Consider the following 16782-nt stretch of genomic DNA (forward strand, 5'->3'; position numbering starts at 1 on the left):
TGCCGGGGTTTTTCATTCTGCCTGCCGATCAAGGATGATCCGCATGACCTGCCTTTCGCCTGCCGAACTGGAAGCGCGTCTGCGCCTGCATTGCCTGCCGCAACTTGGGCCCAAGCGTTTCCGCCGACTGTTTTCCGCCTTCGACAGTGCCAGTGCCGCGCTCAGTGCGCCGGCGTCGGCCTGGCGCGCCTTGGGCTTGCCGGCCAGCAGTGCCGCGGCGCGGCGTTGCGACGAGGTCCGCGAGCGGGCCGCCGCCGCGCTGGCCTGGCTGGAACAGCCCGGTCAACAGCTACTGATGTTCGATGATGACAACTACCCAGCGTTGCTCGCCGAGCTGGACGATGCACCGCCGCTGCTCTTTGTGCAGGGGGATGCGCGGTTGCTGGAGCGTCCGCAGCTGGCTCTGGTGGGCAGTCGCAATGCCAGCCGTCCTGGCCTGCAGACGGCCGAGGCGTTTGCCCGTAGTCTGGCTTCGGCCGGCTTTGTCATTACCAGCGGGCTGGCGCTGGGTATCGATGGCGCGGCACACCAGGGAGCCTTGCAGGTGGGTGGGCGTACCGTCGCGGTGCTGGGCACGGGTCTATGCCAGATCTATCCGCCGCGCCACAAGGCCCTGGCGCTGCGTATCGCCGCCGAGGGTGGCGCACTGGTTTCCGAGTTGCCACTGGACAGTGCGCCGCAGGCCAGTAACTTCCCCCGGCGCAACCGCATCATCAGCGGCCTCTCGCTGGGTGTGCTGGTGGTCGAGGCGGGCCTGGCCAGTGGCTCGCTGATTACTGCACGCCTGGCTGCCGAGCAGGGGCGGGAGGTCTGGGCCATTCCCGGGTCTATCCATCATCCGGGTGCCAAGGGCTGCCACCAGTTGATTCGCGATGGGGCGCAACTGGTGGAACGTGTCGATGATCTGCTGCAGAGCCTGCACAACTGGCAGTATCAGCCACCAGCCGCAGCGGTCCTGCCTGAGCTGCCTATCAGCGAGTCGCCCTTGCTGGCCTTGCTGCATGCCGCCCCACAAAGCAGTGAAAGCCTGGCAGCGGCCAGCGGGCAGAGTTTGTCCGAGGTATTGGCGCAGCTTACCGAACTGGAGTTGAGTGGTGCGGTGCAGCGTCAACAGACGCTCTGGCTGGCGTGTTCGCGCTGAGTCGCAAGCGCGCCGGATAAAGCAACAGCAGCGCCAGCAGACCGAGCAGCCCGGCCGTGAGGAACAGCCCCGGGTAGCCGATAGCCTTGGCCAGCAGGCCGCTCGTGGCGCCGACCAGTCCGGCCAGCAGCAATTGCAGGCTGGCCTGCAGGGTGAAGTCCGCACCCTCATGGGCGCTCCGGCACTGGCGCATCATGGCGGCGAATAGCACGACGCTGGATAAGCCATCGGCGGCCTGCTCAAGCAGTGCCAGGCTATACACCAGGCTATCCGCCGCACCTTGCGTCAGACTGGCCAGACTGGCCAAGGTCAGCGCTTGCAACACGCCACCCAGCAGCAGGGCCCGCCAGGCGCCCAGACGGGCATATAGCCAGCCACCGGCCAGTGCACCGAGGATGCCGCACAGGCTACTGAGCAGCGTCAGTTGCCCCAGTGCACCGAGGCCCCAGTCCAGGTCGACCAGCATGGGTTTGATCATGGGGGAGGCCAGGGAGTCGCCCAGCTTGAAGCTCATCAGCAGGGCCAGCCAGGCGCCCATGCCCGGTTGCCTGAGCAAGCCGCGATAGTGCTGGCACAACAGCGCAGGACCGCTGGCGGCCTGTTCGGGTGCCGGGTTGGGGCGTTCCTGCCAGTGCCACACCGGCAGGGTTAGCGCGGCCAGCAACAGGGCCAGGCTGGCCAGCGCAAGGTTCCAGCCCATCTGCCCGACCAGCAGCAACAGGCCACTGCCACTCAGCAGCATACCGATCTTGTAGCCGCCGACCTGCACACTGTTGCCCAGGCCTCGCCAGCGCTCGCTGAGCAGGCGCACGGTAAGCCCGTCAGTGGCGATGTCCTGGGTGGCGGCAGCCAGGTTGATCAACAGCAGCAGGCCCAGCAGCAGGCTGAACTGCTCACTCAGCAGACGCGGCCCATCGAGCAGGGCGAGCAGCGCCAGGCAGAGCACCACGCTACCTTGCAGGGGAAGAATCCAGCCGCGCGCATGGCCGAGGCGGGGATGCCGCCAGCGATCTACCCAGGGCGCCCACAGTGCCTTGAGCAGCCAGGGCAGGGCGAGCAACTTGAGCAGGCCGATCAGCGCCAGGTCAACGCCCTGTTGGCGCAGCAGGGCGGGCAGGGCATGCGCGACCAGGCCGGAGGGCAAACCCTGGGCGCAGTACAGCGAAGCCAGCAACAGCCAGGTGGCCCGAGACGGGCGAGGAGATAAGGGAGCAACCAGCATGGCCAGGCCCAGATGGCATCGATGGCTGGCGTTTTACCGACTTGTCAGGTGGGCGGCAAGCGTGTGCCCTGGGCTGAACCATGGAACTGCTCGACCAGCAGCTGCAGGCGACTGGCCAGATCGGCCAGCTGGCGCGCACTGTGACGGCTTTGGCTACTGGCGACCACGCTGCTTTCGCTGGCCTGGCGAATACCGCCCAGGTTGCGTTGAATATCCTCGCCGACGGCGCTCTGCTGCTCCACGGCAGCGGCGATTTGCAAGCTCATGTCGCTGATGCGGGTCACCCGCTGGTTGATGCCCTGCAGGGCATTGGCCGTTTGCAGGGCCTGGTGCACGGCGGCTTCGGCCTGGCTACGACTACGCTGCATCGTCTGCACGGCCTGGCTGGCACCTTCCTGTAGCTGGCTAATCATGCTGTTGATTTGCGCGGTGGATTGCTGGGTGCGCGAGGCCAGGCCGCGCACTTCATCCGCCACGACGGCAAAGCCGCGACCCTGCTCACCGGCTCGCGCCGCTTCAATGGCGGCGTTCAGCGCCAGCAGGTTGGTCTGCTCGGCGATACCCTGGATTACGTCCAGCACCTGATTGATGGTGTGGCTATGCTCGGCCAGCTGTTCGATGACCTGGTGACTTTGCTGCACTTCCTCGGCCAGCTTGTCGAGTAGCTGGCAGGTCTGTTCGACCATCTGTAGCCCGTCACAGGCTTCCGCATCGGCCTCGCTGGCCGCACAGGCGCTGTGCTGGGCGTGGCGAGCAACTTCTTGCACACTGCCGGCCAACTGGCTGATGGCGCTGGCTACCTGTTCGGTTTCCCCTTGTTGTTGCAGGGTTGCGTGTGAGCTGCACTCCACCGCGCCGGCCAGTTCGCCGGCCTCGTTACGTAACTGGCGGGTGGCATCGGCGATTCGCCCGATCACCGAGCCCGCCTCGGCCCGCAGGCTGAGCAGGGCAAAGCCGAGCTGGCCAAATTCGTCATTACGCTGGCAGTACAGGTACTGACTGAGCGGGTTGTCGGCCACTTCGCGGGCCTCACGTAACAGCGCCTGCAAAGGGCGCAGGGCGAGATGCAACAACAGCCCCAGGCCGAGGCTGAGGCCTGCACCGAGCAGGAGCGCGCTAGCCGCCGAGAGTGCGCCGCAAAACAGGCCGAGCAGGCTGGCGCTGCCGCTCAGCAGTGCGGCTTGCAAACTCAGGCGCATGGCCAGCGAGAGGCGTGGCCGGCGTAGCGCAGCAGGTGACTGGCCGTCGCGCAGGCGTGCGTAAAGTGCCTCGGCACGGGCCACCTGCTCGGCGCTGGCCGCACGGCGTACCGATTGATATTCCACCACCTGGCCATGCCGGAAAACCGGCGTGACATGGGCGCTGACCCAGTAATGATCGCCGTTCTTGCAGCGGTTCTTGACCAGACCCATCCAGCTTTTGCCGGCCTTGAGGGTTTGCCAGAGATGGGCAAAGGCTGCGGCTGGCATGTCCGGGTGGCGTACCAGATTGTGATTGCGGCCGAGCAATTCGTCGCGACTGAAGCCGCAGATCTCCACGAAGTCATCGTTGGCGTAGGTCAGGGCACCCTTGAGATCGGTGGTGGAGAGAATATTGGCCTGGGCATCGACCGGTACTTCACGCTGGCTGACCGGCAGGTTGATCTTCATGGCAAGGAATCTCGCGCAAGTGGCACGGGCTGGGTGGATGACCGTGCGCTAAACAGCCAGGCGACGGTACCCGGAGCACTAAACTAGCCGGGGAGGCGAGGCATAACCTTGCGATTGATCAAGAGGCTGTTGCGGCCATCGAGGAGGGTGAGGCGGTTGGAGTATGGCGGGGCGCGAAAAAAGACCGGGCGACGGGGCGCCCGGTCAAAGAACCTGCCTGACGGCAGGCGCTTTGCTCTCCCCTTCCCAAGTTGCCGGACCTTGCGGCACGGCAGCTAAGAGAGCGCAAAACAGTGGAAACACAAGCTCGGGGGTGGTGTGCATGCTCCGCGCCCCCTGTAGCGCTCACCGCGCATGATTGGGCTGGACGCCGGGCAACTTGCCGGAAGCCGGGCGTAACGCGAGGCAGGCAGCGCCTAGACAGCGCGGGGTGGTGCGCGGGTTGGGGCGTCGGGGTAGGGGGCACGCGCGAAGGGGCTATCCGGCAGGCGGCTATGCAGCACATGTGCTGTGCGCAGGGCATGCAACGTGGCGGGATGCAGGTCGGGAGACAGGGTTGGCGCGCTGAACAGCAGTACGCAGTATCCGCATTTCTCCCACGCTTCCGGCATGCTCGCCGGTGCGCCATCGTGTTGCTCGCCACAGGCCAGCTCGTTCAGCCAGCCCGGCAGGGCAGCCGCTTCCGTGAGCAGGCCCTGGGACAGCCAGGGGCCGCTCAGCAGCAGGCACATGGCCAAGATGGCCAGCCAGTTGCCAGGACGGAGACGAGCAGGTTTGGACAAGTGCCAAATTCCTTGCGAGGAAACGGGGGTACGCCTGCATGCTAGGAGGCGGGTTGTCATGAGCATAGTGACAAGTTGTCGCAGATGCCAGGGGAGGCGGCAGCCTGTGGCGGCCTGGGTTAAGCTGCCTGGTAGAGAGGGGAGGACGTGATGCTGAGCTTGGCGGATATCTTCGTACTGCTGCTGTTGAGCAGCCTGGCGGCCTGGTGGTGGCGTGGGCGTGGCATCGGCGAGTGCGCCCTGCATTATGCGCGACAGCATTGTCAGCGGCTGGATATCGAGCTGCTGGACGGCAATGTCGCCTTGCAGGGGCTCAGCTGGCAGCGCGACAGCCAGGGGCGCTGGCGCCTGGCGCGGCGCTATGCCTTCGAGTTCACGGTGACCGGCGAGCAGCGGCTGCACGGTCGACTGACACTCTATGGTCGCCAGCTGGCGCGTATCGAACTGGATGCGCATCCCTTCAATCCAGCCAGCGAGGCGGGCGGCAAGGTCATCCAGATGGATGACTGGCGGCGCAGCCACCCGCGTATCGATCAGCGCAAGGCCGACTGATCAGCGAGCGTCCAGCAGGAAAGCGCGCACGCGTGCCGCGCTGTCCTCGGGAAACTCCTGCATGAAGCAATGCCCACCGGCCACTACCTGGGCGCTGACATGCGCATTGCCGGCGCACCAGCGGGCAACCGAGCGGGCCACGAAGGGATAGCTGTGTTGGCCATAGAGCACCTGGGTGGGCGTAGTGACTTTGCTCAGCGACGGCCACAGGCGCTTGGGGAAGGAGCTGAAGATATCCGCTTCGCGGCTGGGTCGGCACTTCAGCTCGACGCCTTGCGCAGTGTCTTTCAGGGCATGCTGTATGTAGGCGTCGAAGGCCGCTTCGTCCCAGCCACGGAACATGCCCCGACCATGCAATGCGGCGTGGGCGGCGGCGCGATCCGGCCAGCTACTGCGGCGTTTCAGCGCTTTGCTGGCCAGGCTGGTACGACGGCTCAGGCCGACCACGTCGGACAAGGCCATCACGCCGATCATCGCCGGGCTGAATAGTACCGGGTCGAGCAGCACGGCGCGCCTGAACAACTGCGGCTGCTGGGCCAGCATCAGGCTGGTCAGCACGCCGCCGAAGCTGTGGCCGAGGGCGAAACGCGGTGCGTCGGCGAAGTCGCCAGAGCCGGCGGTAAAGGCTTCCAGAGCCAGTTCGGCGCTACGGTTCCAGCCATGGAAGCGGCCGCCATGATCGCTGTCGCCGTGCCCCTGAACATCGCACAGCCACAGGTCGAAGTCTTCGCAAAGCGCATTGAGCAGCGGGCTGTACACCCGGCCGCAATAACCATTGCCGTGCAGAAAATGCAGCAGTGGCTTGCCGGAGGGTGGGGTGTGCCAGCCACGCAGGGTGAAACCGGCTGAAGTGGGGTGCGACCAAGGCAGCAAGTGCATGGCGGGTCTCGTCGTTGAACTGACTTGGGAGTGTAAAGCGCGGGCCGTCGTCATGCATTCCCGCGATGGGTGCGATAGAAGAATTTGTACAACATGAGCTGACTTGTCCACCTAGTCTTAGTAGGCGTGCCCTTGTTTTCTGGGTTGTTCAAGTAGTTTTGATGTTCCGCCTAGCTCATGGTTGGACAATTATGATTGTTTTGTATAAGTCTGCTCTGCTTGATCTTCTGTCTTTTGGTTCGCAGCACGTTGTCGCAGCCTGAATGGCTCGAGGAGCGCATTGAATGCCCGTACAACTGACTATCGCCCAACGCCTGAGCCTTGGTTTCGGCCTGATTCTTTCGCTGATGCTGCTGATTACGCTGATCCGGAAAGATCATCGAGGTGATTACCTCGATCGCCGAACAGACCAACCTGCTGGCGCTGAATGCCGCCATCGAAGCAGCACGGGCTGGCGAACATGGTCGTGGCTTTGCCGTGGTGGCCTATGAAGTCCGCTCCCTGGCCAACCGTACCCAGGATTCCACGCGGGAAATCCGCGGCATGATCGGCAAGCTGCAGGAGGGCGCCGGCAAGGCGGCCGAGGTGATGCGCAGCAGCCGTGAGCTGGCCCAGCAGACCGTGCAGCAAACCGGGCAGGCCGAGCAGGCGCTGAACCAGATTCGCAGTGAGGTTACGGCGATCAACAGCATGAATGCGCAGATTGCCGGTGCCTCCGAAGAGCAGAGTGCGGTGGCCGAAGAGGTGAACCAGAACATCAATCGCATTCATCGTGCGACCCTGGAAACCGCGGCGGGCTCCGAGCAGGTGGCGGTGGCCAGCCGCGAGCTGACTACCCTGGCCAACCGGCTCACTGAACGGGTCAGTTTCTTCAGGCTCTAAGTACCCCGCCAGCGCCTTGCTAAGCTAGTGCTTTCTTGGCAAGGGAGTGAGCGAATGTCAGCGTGGAGCAGGGTGTGTTGTCTGCTGGTGGTGTGCTGTCTGGCCTGTGGCCAGGCGTGGGCGGCGTCGCGTTGCAGCGAACGCAAGCCTTCGCTGTTGCTGATGGGCAAGATCAGTTGCAGCTACCAGAGTCGCTGGATTGATTCCGGGCTGGTCGGCCAGCGCAAGGTGATCTACCAGCTGCCGCTGGGCGTACCGCCGGCACAAGGCTGGCCGGTGGTGCTGGTCTACCAGGGGTCGTTCTTCCCGCTCAATGATTTCACCTATTACAGCGTGATGCCCTTTGGCGGTTACCACGAAGGACAGTTGATCAAGCGTCTGCTGGATAACGGCTTTGCCGTGGTGGCACCCAGCGCGCCAGCCGATCTGTTCTGGCAAACCAATCTCCCCGGACTGGCCCAGCACTACACGCACAGCACGGACTATCACTTCCTCGGCAATGTGTTTGCGGCCATCGCCGCGGGCGAGTTTGGTCCGTTGGACAGTCAGCGCAAATACGCCACGGGAATTTCCAGCGGCGGTTACAACAGCAGTCGTATGGCCGTGTCCTTTGCCGGGGAGTTTCGTGCGCTGGCCATCCAGTCGGCTTCTTATGCGACCTGCAGCGGGCCGTTGTGCACTGTGCCGCAGGTGTTGCCCGCGGATCATCCGCCGACGCTGTTCCTGCATGGTTTCGTCGACATGACGGTGCCCTGGTGGAGCATGAATCTGTACTACCAGCGTCTGCAGGAGCAAGGCATCAGCAGTACCCGGCATACCGACTGGCTGGCCGGGCACGAATGGCTGGAACAGGCGCCGGAGCTGATCCTCGACTGGTTCCGGCGTTACCCCTGAGGGCTCTCCAGCCGGCAGGCGGCCAGGCCCTCCTGCAGCGCGGCAAGCGCCTGGGCCTCGTGGAAAATCAGCTCGATACGCGAGTCGCGGCGCCACTCGCTGGCCTGCCAGTGCAATGGCTGTCCGGCCAGCGCGTTGGCCGACAGCCAGCCGGCATTGCTGTGGACCAGCAGTTTGGCACGCCGCCAGGGCAGGGCCTGTAGCCAGTGTTGCAGGTGTGCTAGCTCGAAGCGCTGGCTGGGGTGCCAGCGCCAGCCGATACTCCAGCCCGCCTCCTGTTGCTGGTACTGGCAGAGGGGGTGATGCGGGTCACGCCAGAGCAATCCGGGGCTACTCGGCGGGCTGTCGGGGAGGCTGGCATCGGCCGCTTCGCCCGCCCGCGCCTGATGTCCTGGCAGGGCGCTGAAGGGCAACTGGCCCTGGCTGGTCCAGTGCAGCGGATAGGCGGCGAAGCGTTGCTGCAGGGCCGCGCGTTGAGGTGCATCGAGTTGTTCCTGTTTATTGAGCAGCACCAGGCCGGCCAGCGGCAGGCTATCTGCCTGGCTGTCGGCGAGTGTCTCGCCGTGTGCCAGTGCGGCGGCGTCGAGCACCACAACTGGCGGCTGCAGGGCGAGCACCTGCTGCCAGGGACTGTCGCGCAGTTGCTCAAGCAGCTGCGCCGGATGGCCAAGCCCGGAGGGTTCGATCAGCAAGCGATCAGGGCGGGCCTGGCGTAGCAGGCGCGCCAGGGCGACCTGGAAGGGCGCACCGTTGACGCAGCATAGGCAGCCGCCGGGAACTTCGCTGAGGCTGATGCCATCGCGGCTGCCACCCAGCAGGGCGGCATCCAGGCCGATCTGGCCGAACTCGTTGATCAGGATGGCCCAGCGTTCGTCGGCCGGTTTGTCGGCCAGCAGCTGGCGGATCAGGCTGGTCTTGCCGGCGCCCAGTGGACCGGCGATCAGGTGTGTGGGGATGTGCGCGAGCATGGCGTGGGTTCGCAATGGGGATGTGCGCATGCTAGTGGCTGATTGGCTTAATGCAACGGGGCGTGCTGGCCATGGCTTGCGCCAGCGGGTGCGCAGCCCCTAGAGTCGCGGTTTTCCTGCTGGGGTGGCGAGTATGCGTGTCTGGCTGTTGTGGGGGTTGTTGCTGGGATCGGCCGAGGTGCTGGCGCAGGCCTGCGTGGTCGAGAGCCAGGGCGCCGGGGTGCAGGTCAAGGTCTGCCAGCAGAATCGCAGCATTCCTGCCACTATGTTCCGCGAAGGTTTCTGTGCGCCGCAACTCAAGGGGCAGCAGGTTACCGTGAGTTTTGTCGAGCAGTGCCCGATCGGTGCCTTCGGCATCTGTCGTGACGCCCAGGTGGCCGGCACGCTGTATCGCCAGGATGTGCACTACTACGGGGTGGCCAGCGATGCCCGCCTGCTCAAGCCGGCCTGCGAGCGACAGTATCGCGGTGTCTGGACAGCCTATTGAGGGGCATGCTCATCCATCAGCTGCAGTTCGCCGCTGTCACCGATCTGGCCGTGGCCGAGGCGAATCTTCAGGGTCAGGTCGGTGCGTGAATCAGCGTGGCGAATGGCTTCCTCGACGCTGATGCGACCACTGCTGTAGAGCTGGTAGAGGTGTTGGTCGAAGGTCTGCATGCCTTGGGTGGTCGAGCGGGACACCGCTTCGCGCAGGTCTTCCAGCAGACCACGCTGGATCAGGTCGCGGATGTGCGAGCTGGCCAGCATCAACTCCACGGCGGCGACCCGCTTGCCATCCAGGGTCGGCACCAGGCGCTGGCCGACTACGGCGGCCAGGTTGAGCGCCAGGTCGGCGAGAATCTGCTGGCGAGCCTCTTCGGGGAAGAAGCGCACCACGCGTTCCAGGGCATGGGTACTGCTGGTGGCATGCAGGGTGGCGATGCACAGGTGGCCGGTTTCCGCGTAGTGCAAGGCGTGCTGCATGCTGTCGAGGTCGCGGATTTCCCCGAGCATGATCACATCCGGTGCCTCGCGCAGTACGTTGCGCAAGGCCGCGGCAAAGCTGTGGGTATCCAGGCCGACTTCCCGCTGGTCGATCACCGATTTCTGGTGCTGGTGGAGGAACTCGATCGGGTCTTCGATGCAGATGATGTGTCCGGCCTTGCTGCGGTTGCGCAGGTCGAGCAGGGCCGCCAGGGTCGTTGACTTGCCGGAGCCGGCGGCGCCGGTAACGAGGATCAGCCCGCGGTCGAGCAACGCGAGTTTTTCCAGCGGAGCGGGCAGGCCGAGTTGGCGAATGCTGGGAATCTGGCTCTTGATCAGTCGCGCGACCATCGAGACTTCGCCGCGCTGGTAGTACAGGTTGATGCGGAAGCGCCCGGAGTTGCTGACACTCACCGCCAGGTTCATTTCCAGATCGCGTTCGAACTCGGCGGCCTGTTTTTCGTTCATCAACTGGTAGGCCATCTGCCGTACTTCACCGGCCTTCAGCGCGGGCAGCGGCAGGGCATGCATGTGTCCTTCGATCTTCACCTGGGGGGGCGTGCCGACGCTGAAGAACATGTCCGAGCCGCCCAGCTCGAAGAGCTTGAGCAGTAGGGGATAGACGTCGATCTTGCTGTCGCCGTTGAACAGAGGGTCCATGTCATGCTCCATGTGCCGAGAGGGGCTGGCAGCGCGTGCCTGCCTGGCCTGCTGTGGGCAGACTAGGCAAGCGCGGGCATTGTCGCAAGACGTGGTGAGGATCAGGGCTGAGTGTGTGCCAGCGGTTGCTGAGCCGCTTGCTGGGCTGCCAGTTGTGCCTGCAGGGTAGCCAATTGACTGTCCTTGAGCTGCAGCAGGCGCTGCAGCTTGTCCAGTTGCGACTGCAGGTCGGCAATCCGGCTGTGCAGTTCGGCGTTTTCGCGGCGTGCCAGGTCCAGGCCTTCCTCGGCCTTGGCCAGCTGCTCGCTGAGTTGTGTGTTTTCGCTACCTTGTTCGCCGCGCCCCTGCTGGCTACCCGGACTGCCGGCCAGGCGCAGGGTATCGCCGCTGTTGCTGTGCGAGGGCGCGGTCGCGGCCTGCTGACGGGGACGCGCATCAAGCTGGCGCTGGCTGCTCTGCCAGGCCTGCTGCTGTTGCTGGCTGAGCTGCAAGGCCTGGCCGGCGGCCATGGCCTGCATCTGCTCGGTGCTGGGCAGTTGCAGGGTCTGGTCGCGCTTGAGGCGATTGATATTGCCGTCGATGAACGCCTGTGGATTGAGCTGCTGGATCGCCAGCATCGCCTGGTGCGGGGTGGCTGCGCCGCGCACCGCCTGGGCAATGTCCCACAGACGGTCATTGGCCTGGGTACGGTACTGGCCGCCGGGCTGTGCGGCGTGCTGTGTAGCCGGGCGGCTGGCCGACTGCGTCGGCGCCTTGCTGAGCGCTGCGTGCGGGCTGGCCGGTTGGGCGAGCAGGGTGCCGGCCGGCAGCTGCGGCTGGTAATGCGGCGGGTCGAGCAGCAGGCTGTATTCCCGCACCTGCTGGCCGCCCGGCCAGACCACTTCGAGGAGCAGGCCCAGGTACGGCTCGTGAATGGCTTGCGGGGTGCTCAGGCGGGCCTGGAACTGGCCGCCCTGGCGCTGCACGGCGACGCGCAGGCCAAGCAATTGATCGGGGCGCGACAGGCCGGCCCGTGCATAGGCTTCAGGCGACGCCAGGCGCACGATGATTTCTTCGGCAGTCAGGTCGCGGCTGTCCAGCAGCGGGATGTCTGCGCGCAGAGGCTGGCCCAGCGCCGAGTGCAGGTTGGCCTCGCCCAGGCCGAGGGCCAGGGCCGAAGGCGACAGGGCGATACTGGAAGCTGCGGCCATGGCCAGCAGCAGGCGGTGAGCCGGAAACATGGAAACCTCGTCGGCAGGGGGAAGGCACGGGCTGCGAGTATTTCCCAGTGGCCGGCCTGTCGACAGCGGCGCACCGCCAGAGCCGGCAACGGTTCACACTCGAATACGCAAAACTGCCGAGTGGTCGGCACTTGCCCTGTGCGCCGGGCAACACGGCGAAACGGCTGGCCTTGCCGGGCAAAGGCGCTATCCTTGGCAGCCGCGCGGGACGACCTGCGCCCGGCCAGGTGATCGGCCTGACGGATACGCCGCACAGGCAGTTAACCCATACCGGGGACGACCCCATGAGGAGCGTCGTCTATGAGTTGGTGGATTGTTCTGTGTGCCGGGCTGTTCGAAGTGGCCTGGGTGGTGGGGCTCAAGTACAGCGCAGGGTTTACCCGGCCCTGGCCGAGCCTGGCTACCCTGCTGGCACTGTTGGTCAGCCTGTGGCTGCTCAGCCTGGCCTTGCGCCACCTGCCACTGGGCACGGCCTATGCGGTGTGGGTGGGCATCGGTGTGTTGGGTAGCGCGCTGTTGGGGGTGTTGCTGTTTGGTGAAACCCTCACCCCCCTGCGTCTGTTCAGCCTGGGGCTGATCATCGCCGGGGTGGTGGGGCTGAAGATGGCCGGTTGAGGATGACCTATAGGCTGCTGTGGGTGATGCCGAACGGGTCTGGCCAGTGCTGCCAGGCGGCCTCGCCGGCGGCCATTTCCGTGTCGTCGAGCAGGCAGGCATCCAGTTCGGCGTGCAGCCGGGCAAAGTCGATGTGCTGGCCGATAAACACCAGTTCCTGGCGGCAGTCGCCGCTCTCGGCCTGCCACTCGCGCTGGATGGCCCGCAGCGAGTCGTCATCGGTTGGCCAGTCTTCGCGCGGCGTGTAGCGCCACCAGCGACCGGCGTAGCCATGGCGCAACAGGCCGCCGGCCTGCGACCAGCTGCATACTTCCTCGGCTCGGTTGGCCAGCCAGAAGTAGCCCTTGGAGCGCAGCAGACGGCCGTTGTCCCATTCGCGGGCGACGAAGTCATGGAAGCGTTGTGGATGGAACGGGCGGCGGGCGCGGTAGGCTTGCGAGCGGATGGCGTAGGTCTGGCTTTCCGGGATATGTTCGCCGCGCAGTTCCTTGAGCCAGCCGGGGGCCTGGGCAGCGCGCGCGAAGTCGAAGCGCCCGGTGTTGAGCAGGCGTGACAAGGGTACCTGGCCCATGACCATCGGGTAGATCTCGGCGTGTGGGTTGAGGCCGGCGAGAATCGCCTGCAACTCCTCGCGTTCGGCCTGGGAAATCAGGTCGCACTTGCTGATCAGGATGACGTCGGCAAATTCCACCTGATCGATCAGCAGATCGGTCACGGCACGTTCCTCTTCGGCATCGTGCGTGCCCAGGCGGCTGGGCAGCTCTTCAGCGGCCTGGTAGTCGCGCAGGAAGTTCACGCCATCGACCACCGTGACCAGGGTATCCAGGCGCGCCAGGTCGGACAGGCTGTGGCCTTGCTGGTCGCGGAAGGTGAAGGTTTCCGCCACCGGCAGTGGCTCGGAAATTCCGCTGGACTCGATCAGCAGGTAGTCGAAGCGCCCTTCACGGGCCAACTGGCTGACCTGCTCCAGCAGGTCTTCGCGCAGGGTGCAGCAGATGCAGCCGTTACTCAGCTCGACCAGGCGTTCCTCGCCGTGTTGCAGGCTCACGCCCTGGCGCAGGTCGCTGGCATCGATATTCACTTCATTCATGTCGTTGACGATCACCGCGACCCGCAGGTTTTCACGGTTGCGCAACAGGTGGCCAAGCAGGGTGCTTTTGCCGGCGCCAAGAAAGCCGGAGAGCAGGGTGACAGGAAGACGCGGGTGCATGGGGGCCTCGTGGGGTGGCAGGATCGCCGGGTAGGTTTTCTGTGTTATAACATAACACTTTATCTGTCCGGGCTCGATAACCACGCATGACCACCCTGAAACTTCCCGATATTGCCGCGCAAGGTGCCACCCTCCAGCAGACCCTGAGCTGGGTTGGCATGCGCGAGATTGCCATTCCCCTGTTGCTGGACGGTCAGCGCCTGGCAGCGCGCGCGCATGCCGGGGTCAGCCTGGACCAGGCGGATGCGCGCGGCATCCATATGTCGCGCCTGTACCTGGCGTTGCAGGTGCTCGAGCATGAGCCGCTTACTCCGGCTGTGCTGCAACGGCTGCTGCAACAGTTCCTGAGCAGTCATCAGGGGTTGTCGCAACGCGCCTACCTGGAGCTGGAGATTGACTGGCTGCTGCGCCGGCCGGCGTTACTCAGCCCGCTGCAGGGCTGGAAGCACTACCCCCTGCAGGTGCGTGCGCAGCGTGATGAACAGGGGTTCCACGTGGAACTGCAGGTGCAGATTGCCTATTCCTCGACCTGCCCCTGCTCGGCCGCCCTGGCCCGCCAGCTGATTCAGGAGCAGTTTGCCGCAGACTTTGCCGAGCAGCCCTTGCAGGCCGAGGCCGTGCGCCAGTGGCTGGGCAGCAGCCAGGGCATCCTGGCCACCCCGCACAGCCAACGCAGCCAGGCACAGGTTGCGGTGCAGTTACAGATGCCGCAGGACGAGCTGCCGGCGCGCCGTCTGCTGGAGGCTTGCGAAGCCGCGCTGGGCACCGCCGTGCAGACCGCGGTCAAGCGCGCCGACGAACAGGCCTTTGCCCTGGCCAACGGGCAGAACCTGATGTTCTGCGAAGACGCCGCGCGGCGCCTGCATGGTTGCCTGCTCGATCAGCCGGGCCTGAGCGGTTTCCAGGTGCGCGTGGTGCATGCCGAGAGTCTGCATGCCCACGACGCGGTGGCGTGCAGCCGGCATAACTGGCAGGTACGCGATTAATCCTTGAGCCCCAGGCGCTGGGCCAGGCGATGCAGGTTGGCGCGGTCGACGCGCAGCTCGCGGGCCACCGCCGCCCAGTTGCCCTGCTGGCGTTGCAGGGCGCCGGAAAGTAGCTGGCGCTGGTAGTCATCCACCGCCTGGCGCAGGTCGCGGATTGGCGCGGCCGGCATCGGCGGATCGGCGGGGCAGGGCTGGCAGGGCCGGGTATGCGGCAGGTCGAGGTCGCTGGCCTCGATGCTGAGGATCTCCGGGCGCTCGCCGCGCTGCCGGCCCAGCGCCTTGAGCGCGGCGCGGCCGATCAGATGTTCCAGCTCGCGCACATTGCCCGGCCAGTGGTAGGCCAGCAGGGCGCTGTGTGCCGGCAGGCTCAGGCACAGCCCGCGCAGATGCAGGCGCGGGCGATTCTGTTCGAGGAAAAAACCAGCCAGCAGCAACACGTCGCGGCCGCGCTCGCGGAGCGGCGGTACGTGCAGCGGGTAGGCGCTGAGGCGGTGGTAGAGATCGGCGCGCAGGCGCCCGGCCTGTACTTCTTCGGGCAGATTGCGGTTGCTGGCTGCCAGTACACGCACATCCACCTGGTGCTCGCGGTCCGAGCCGACCCGCTGCAGCTGGCCGCTCTGCAGCACCCGCAACAGCTTGGCCTGTACGCTGAGTGGCAGCTCGCCGACTTCATCGAGGAACAGCGTGCCGCCGTGGGCCAGCTCGAACTTGCCGCGCCGCTCGCTGTGTGCCCCGGAGAACGCGCCGCGCACATGGCCGAACAATTCGCTTTCCACCAGGGTTTCCGGCAGTGCGGCGCAGTTGATGCTGATCAGCGGCTTGCCGGCGCGCGGCGAGCTGCGCTGGATGGCCAGTGCCACCAGTTCCTTGCCTACCCCGGTTTCCCCGCTGATCAGCACCGGCAGCTCACTCTTGCCGAGCAGGTTGATTTCTTCCTGCAGGCGCTGCATCGCCGCACTGTTGCCGATCAGCTCGCGTGGCGCGACCTGTCCGGCGACCTGGCGATAGCTCTCGGCCAGGCGATGCTGGTCGTCGGCACGCTGCTGCAGGCTGCTCAGGCGTTCGCCGGCCTTCACCGTGGCGGCGGCCAGGCGGGCCACGGCATCCAGCTGGTCGAGGGCGATGCGCCCGAAGCAGCGCGCATCCAGGGCGTCCAGAGTCAGCAGGCCCCACGGCCGCTCGTCGATATACAGCGGGCAACCCAGGCAGTCATGCACGGCCAGCTGCGAATGAGGGCCTTCGACCAGGCCATCGTAGGGATCGGGCAGCGTGCAGTCGGCGGCGAAACGCATGGCCTGGCCATTGTCGAGCAGCGCCGCCAGGCGCGGGTGCTCGTCGAGGCGAAAACGCCGGCCCAGGGCATCGGCCGACAGGCCGCGCACCGCCAGCGGCACCAGTTGCTCGTCCTCCAGGCGCAGCAGGGCGATCGCGTCGCAGGGCATGAGCTGTTGCAGGGCCTGCAGCAGGCGGCTGTAGCGCTCGTCCTGGGGCATGTCGCGGGCCAGGTCATCGAGCAGGGGTAGCAGAACCGGAATCAAGGGACTGGGGGTCATATCGACAACCTGTTGTGCGTTTAACAGCAAAACCGTGTTGTTCCCTTAACACATGCATCAGCAAACTACTGATTTGGCAAGCCCTGCGCCTTGGCACGAATCATGGACTGGAAAAAAACAGCGGCCGGATATCCCGGCCAACCCCTGGAGTAGTGCCATGAAAGCAATCCGTACCCTGGTTCTGACTATCACCCTGGCCGGCAGCGGCGCGCTGCAGGCTGACCAGATCGTTGCCGAAGTACCGGACAACACCGGCGGTGCCGTGGCGGGCAGCCTCACCGGCCTGTTGCTGGGCGGCGCGGCAGGCGGCCCGATCGGCGCACTGGTCGGCGCCGGCGCCGGATTCTTTGCCGGCGGCAGCGTGCAACAGAGCGCCGGGCTGAGCGGCAACGGCTACCTGGTGCAGGGCGACGACGGCGCCCAGTACCAGGTGCGCTCGCCGGCTGCCGAGTTCAGCGTAGGCCAGCAGGTTGAGCGCGATGGCATCCGCGTGCGTGCGGTCGAGGGCGCGGTGCTCGCCGACGGACGCTGACAGCCGGCACCCCGGCCTGCGCCATTCGGCGCAAGGCTGGGGTCGGATCAAGAAAATCCCCTGCACAAGACGGT

General features: G+C 65.6%; 16 protein-coding genes and 2 pseudogenes. 8 read left to right on the plus strand and 10 right to left on the minus strand.

Annotated elements, in window-relative coordinates; genetic code table 11:
• Positions 1 to 43: 43 nt before the first annotated feature.
• On the plus strand, positions 44 to 1141 hold the full coding sequence (gene dprA / locus CW360_RS12275) for a DNA-processing protein DprA (RefSeq protein WP_101193896.1): 1098 nt from the start codon (positions 44 to 46) through the stop codon (positions 1139 to 1141).
• Here the strand turns inward: dprA and CW360_RS12280 are convergent.
• The 4 genes and pseudogenes from CW360_RS12280 to CW360_RS12290 form a co-directional block, all read right to left on the minus strand.
• Positions 1074 to 2363, minus strand: coding sequence for an MFS transporter (locus tag CW360_RS12280; protein WP_101193897.1), 1290 nt, complete (start codon positions 2361 to 2363; stop codon positions 1074 to 1076). The genes dprA and CW360_RS12280 overlap by 68 nt on opposite strands.
• A gap of 44 nt (positions 2364 to 2407) precedes the next feature.
• Positions 2408 to 3562, minus strand: coding sequence for a methyl-accepting chemotaxis protein (locus CW360_RS12285; RefSeq protein ID WP_374381760.1), 1155 nt, complete (start codon positions 3560 to 3562; stop codon positions 2408 to 2410).
• A gap of 114 nt (positions 3563 to 3676) precedes the next feature.
• Positions 3677 to 4012, minus strand: a pseudogene (locus CW360_RS17365) (PAS domain-containing protein); the annotation flags it as partial.
• 416 nt (positions 4013 to 4428) lie between these two features.
• On the minus strand, positions 4429 to 4794 hold the full coding sequence (locus CW360_RS12290; RefSeq protein ID WP_245874718.1) for a DUF2946 domain-containing protein: 366 nt from the start codon (positions 4792 to 4794) through the stop codon (positions 4429 to 4431).
• Between the two features lie 150 nt (positions 4795 to 4944).
• Between CW360_RS12290 and CW360_RS12295 the strand changes: the two genes are divergently transcribed.
• Positions 4945 to 5346: a DUF3301 domain-containing protein gene (locus tag CW360_RS12295; RefSeq protein WP_101193899.1), complete on the plus strand. Its 402-nt coding sequence runs from the start codon at positions 4945 to 4947 to the stop codon at positions 5344 to 5346.
• Here the strand turns inward: CW360_RS12295 and CW360_RS12300 are convergent, their stop codons facing one another.
• The gene (locus CW360_RS12300; protein ID WP_101193900.1) at positions 5347 to 6225 is read right to left on the minus strand and encodes an alpha/beta fold hydrolase; all 879 of its coding nucleotides are present in this window, start codon (positions 6223 to 6225) and stop codon (positions 5347 to 5349) included.
• Between the two features lie 387 nt (positions 6226 to 6612).
• On the opposite strand from CW360_RS12300, the pseudogene CW360_RS12305 reads away from it, so the two are divergent.
• Together CW360_RS12305 and CW360_RS12310 are read left to right on the plus strand one after the other, a co-directional pair.
• Positions 6613 to 7107: pseudogene (locus tag CW360_RS12305) on the plus strand (methyl-accepting chemotaxis protein); the annotation flags it as partial.
• Positions 7108 to 7161: 54 nt separating this feature from the next.
• Positions 7162 to 8001 carry an extracellular medium-chain-length polyhydroxyalkanoate depolymerase gene (locus tag CW360_RS12310; RefSeq protein WP_101193901.1) on the plus strand — a complete coding sequence of 280 codons (840 nt, stop codon included), beginning with the start codon at positions 7162 to 7164 and terminating at the stop codon, positions 7999 to 8001.
• Here the strand turns inward: CW360_RS12310 and CW360_RS12315 are convergent.
• The gene (locus tag CW360_RS12315; RefSeq protein ID WP_101193902.1) at positions 7992 to 8969 is read right to left on the minus strand and encodes a CobW family GTP-binding protein; all 978 of its coding nucleotides are present in this window, start codon (positions 8967 to 8969) and stop codon (positions 7992 to 7994) included. The two genes, CW360_RS12310 and CW360_RS12315, sit on opposite strands and share 10 nt — an antisense overlap.
• 133 nt (positions 8970 to 9102) lie before the next feature.
• On the opposite strand from CW360_RS12315, the gene CW360_RS12320 reads away from it, so the two are divergent.
• Entirely contained in the window at positions 9103 to 9456 is a 354-nt protein-coding gene (locus tag CW360_RS12320) for an NADH:ubiquinone oxidoreductase (RefSeq protein ID WP_093986077.1), read from the plus strand.
• On the opposite strand, the gene CW360_RS12325 is transcribed toward CW360_RS12320, so the two are convergent.
• Positions 9450 to 10592: a PilT/PilU family type 4a pilus ATPase gene (locus tag CW360_RS12325; RefSeq protein ID WP_101193903.1), complete on the minus strand. Its 1143-nt coding sequence runs from the start codon at positions 10590 to 10592 to the stop codon at positions 9450 to 9452. The genes CW360_RS12320 and CW360_RS12325 overlap by 7 nt on opposite strands.
• Positions 10593 to 10693: 101 nt before the next feature.
• On the minus strand, positions 10694 to 11812 hold the full coding sequence (locus CW360_RS12330) for a type IV pilus assembly protein FimV (protein ID WP_101193904.1): 1119 nt from the start codon (positions 11810 to 11812) through the stop codon (positions 10694 to 10696).
• Between the two features lie 300 nt (positions 11813 to 12112).
• Here CW360_RS12330 and CW360_RS12335 point away from each other — a divergent pair, with 300 nt between their 5' ends.
• Complete coding sequence (locus CW360_RS12335) at positions 12113 to 12427, plus strand: DMT family transporter (protein WP_101193905.1); 315 nt, start codon at positions 12113 to 12115, stop codon at positions 12425 to 12427.
• A gap of 7 nt (positions 12428 to 12434) precedes the next feature.
• Here the strand turns inward: CW360_RS12335 and zigA are convergent, their stop codons facing one another.
• A complete protein-coding gene (gene zigA, locus CW360_RS12340; protein WP_101193906.1) occupies positions 12435 to 13637 on the minus strand; it encodes a zinc metallochaperone GTPase ZigA in 1203 nt (400 codons plus the stop codon).
• A gap of 86 nt (positions 13638 to 13723) precedes the next feature.
• On the opposite strand from zigA, the gene folE2 reads away from it, so the two are divergent.
• On the plus strand, positions 13724 to 14623 hold the full coding sequence (gene folE2, locus CW360_RS12345) for a GTP cyclohydrolase FolE2 (RefSeq protein ID WP_101193907.1): 900 nt from the start codon (positions 13724 to 13726) through the stop codon (positions 14621 to 14623).
• Here folE2 and norR read toward each other — a convergent pair.
• Positions 14620 to 16176 carry a nitric oxide reductase transcriptional regulator NorR gene (gene norR / locus CW360_RS12350; protein WP_101193908.1) on the minus strand — a complete coding sequence of 519 codons (1557 nt, stop codon included), beginning with the start codon at positions 16174 to 16176 and terminating at the stop codon, positions 14620 to 14622. The genes folE2 and norR overlap by 4 nt on opposite strands.
• A gap of 157 nt (positions 16177 to 16333) precedes the next feature.
• Here norR and CW360_RS12355 point away from each other — a divergent pair, with 157 nt between their 5' ends.
• A complete protein-coding gene (locus tag CW360_RS12355) occupies positions 16334 to 16708 on the plus strand; it encodes a hypothetical protein (RefSeq protein WP_093986089.1) in 375 nt (124 codons plus the stop codon).
• Positions 16709 to 16782 lie beyond the last annotated feature (74 nt).

Origin of the sequence: Pseudomonas fluvialis, assembly GCF_002835605.1 — a bacterium.
In the GTDB taxonomy this organism is placed as follows: Bacteria; Pseudomonadota; Gammaproteobacteria; order Pseudomonadales; family Pseudomonadaceae; genus Aquipseudomonas; species Aquipseudomonas fluvialis.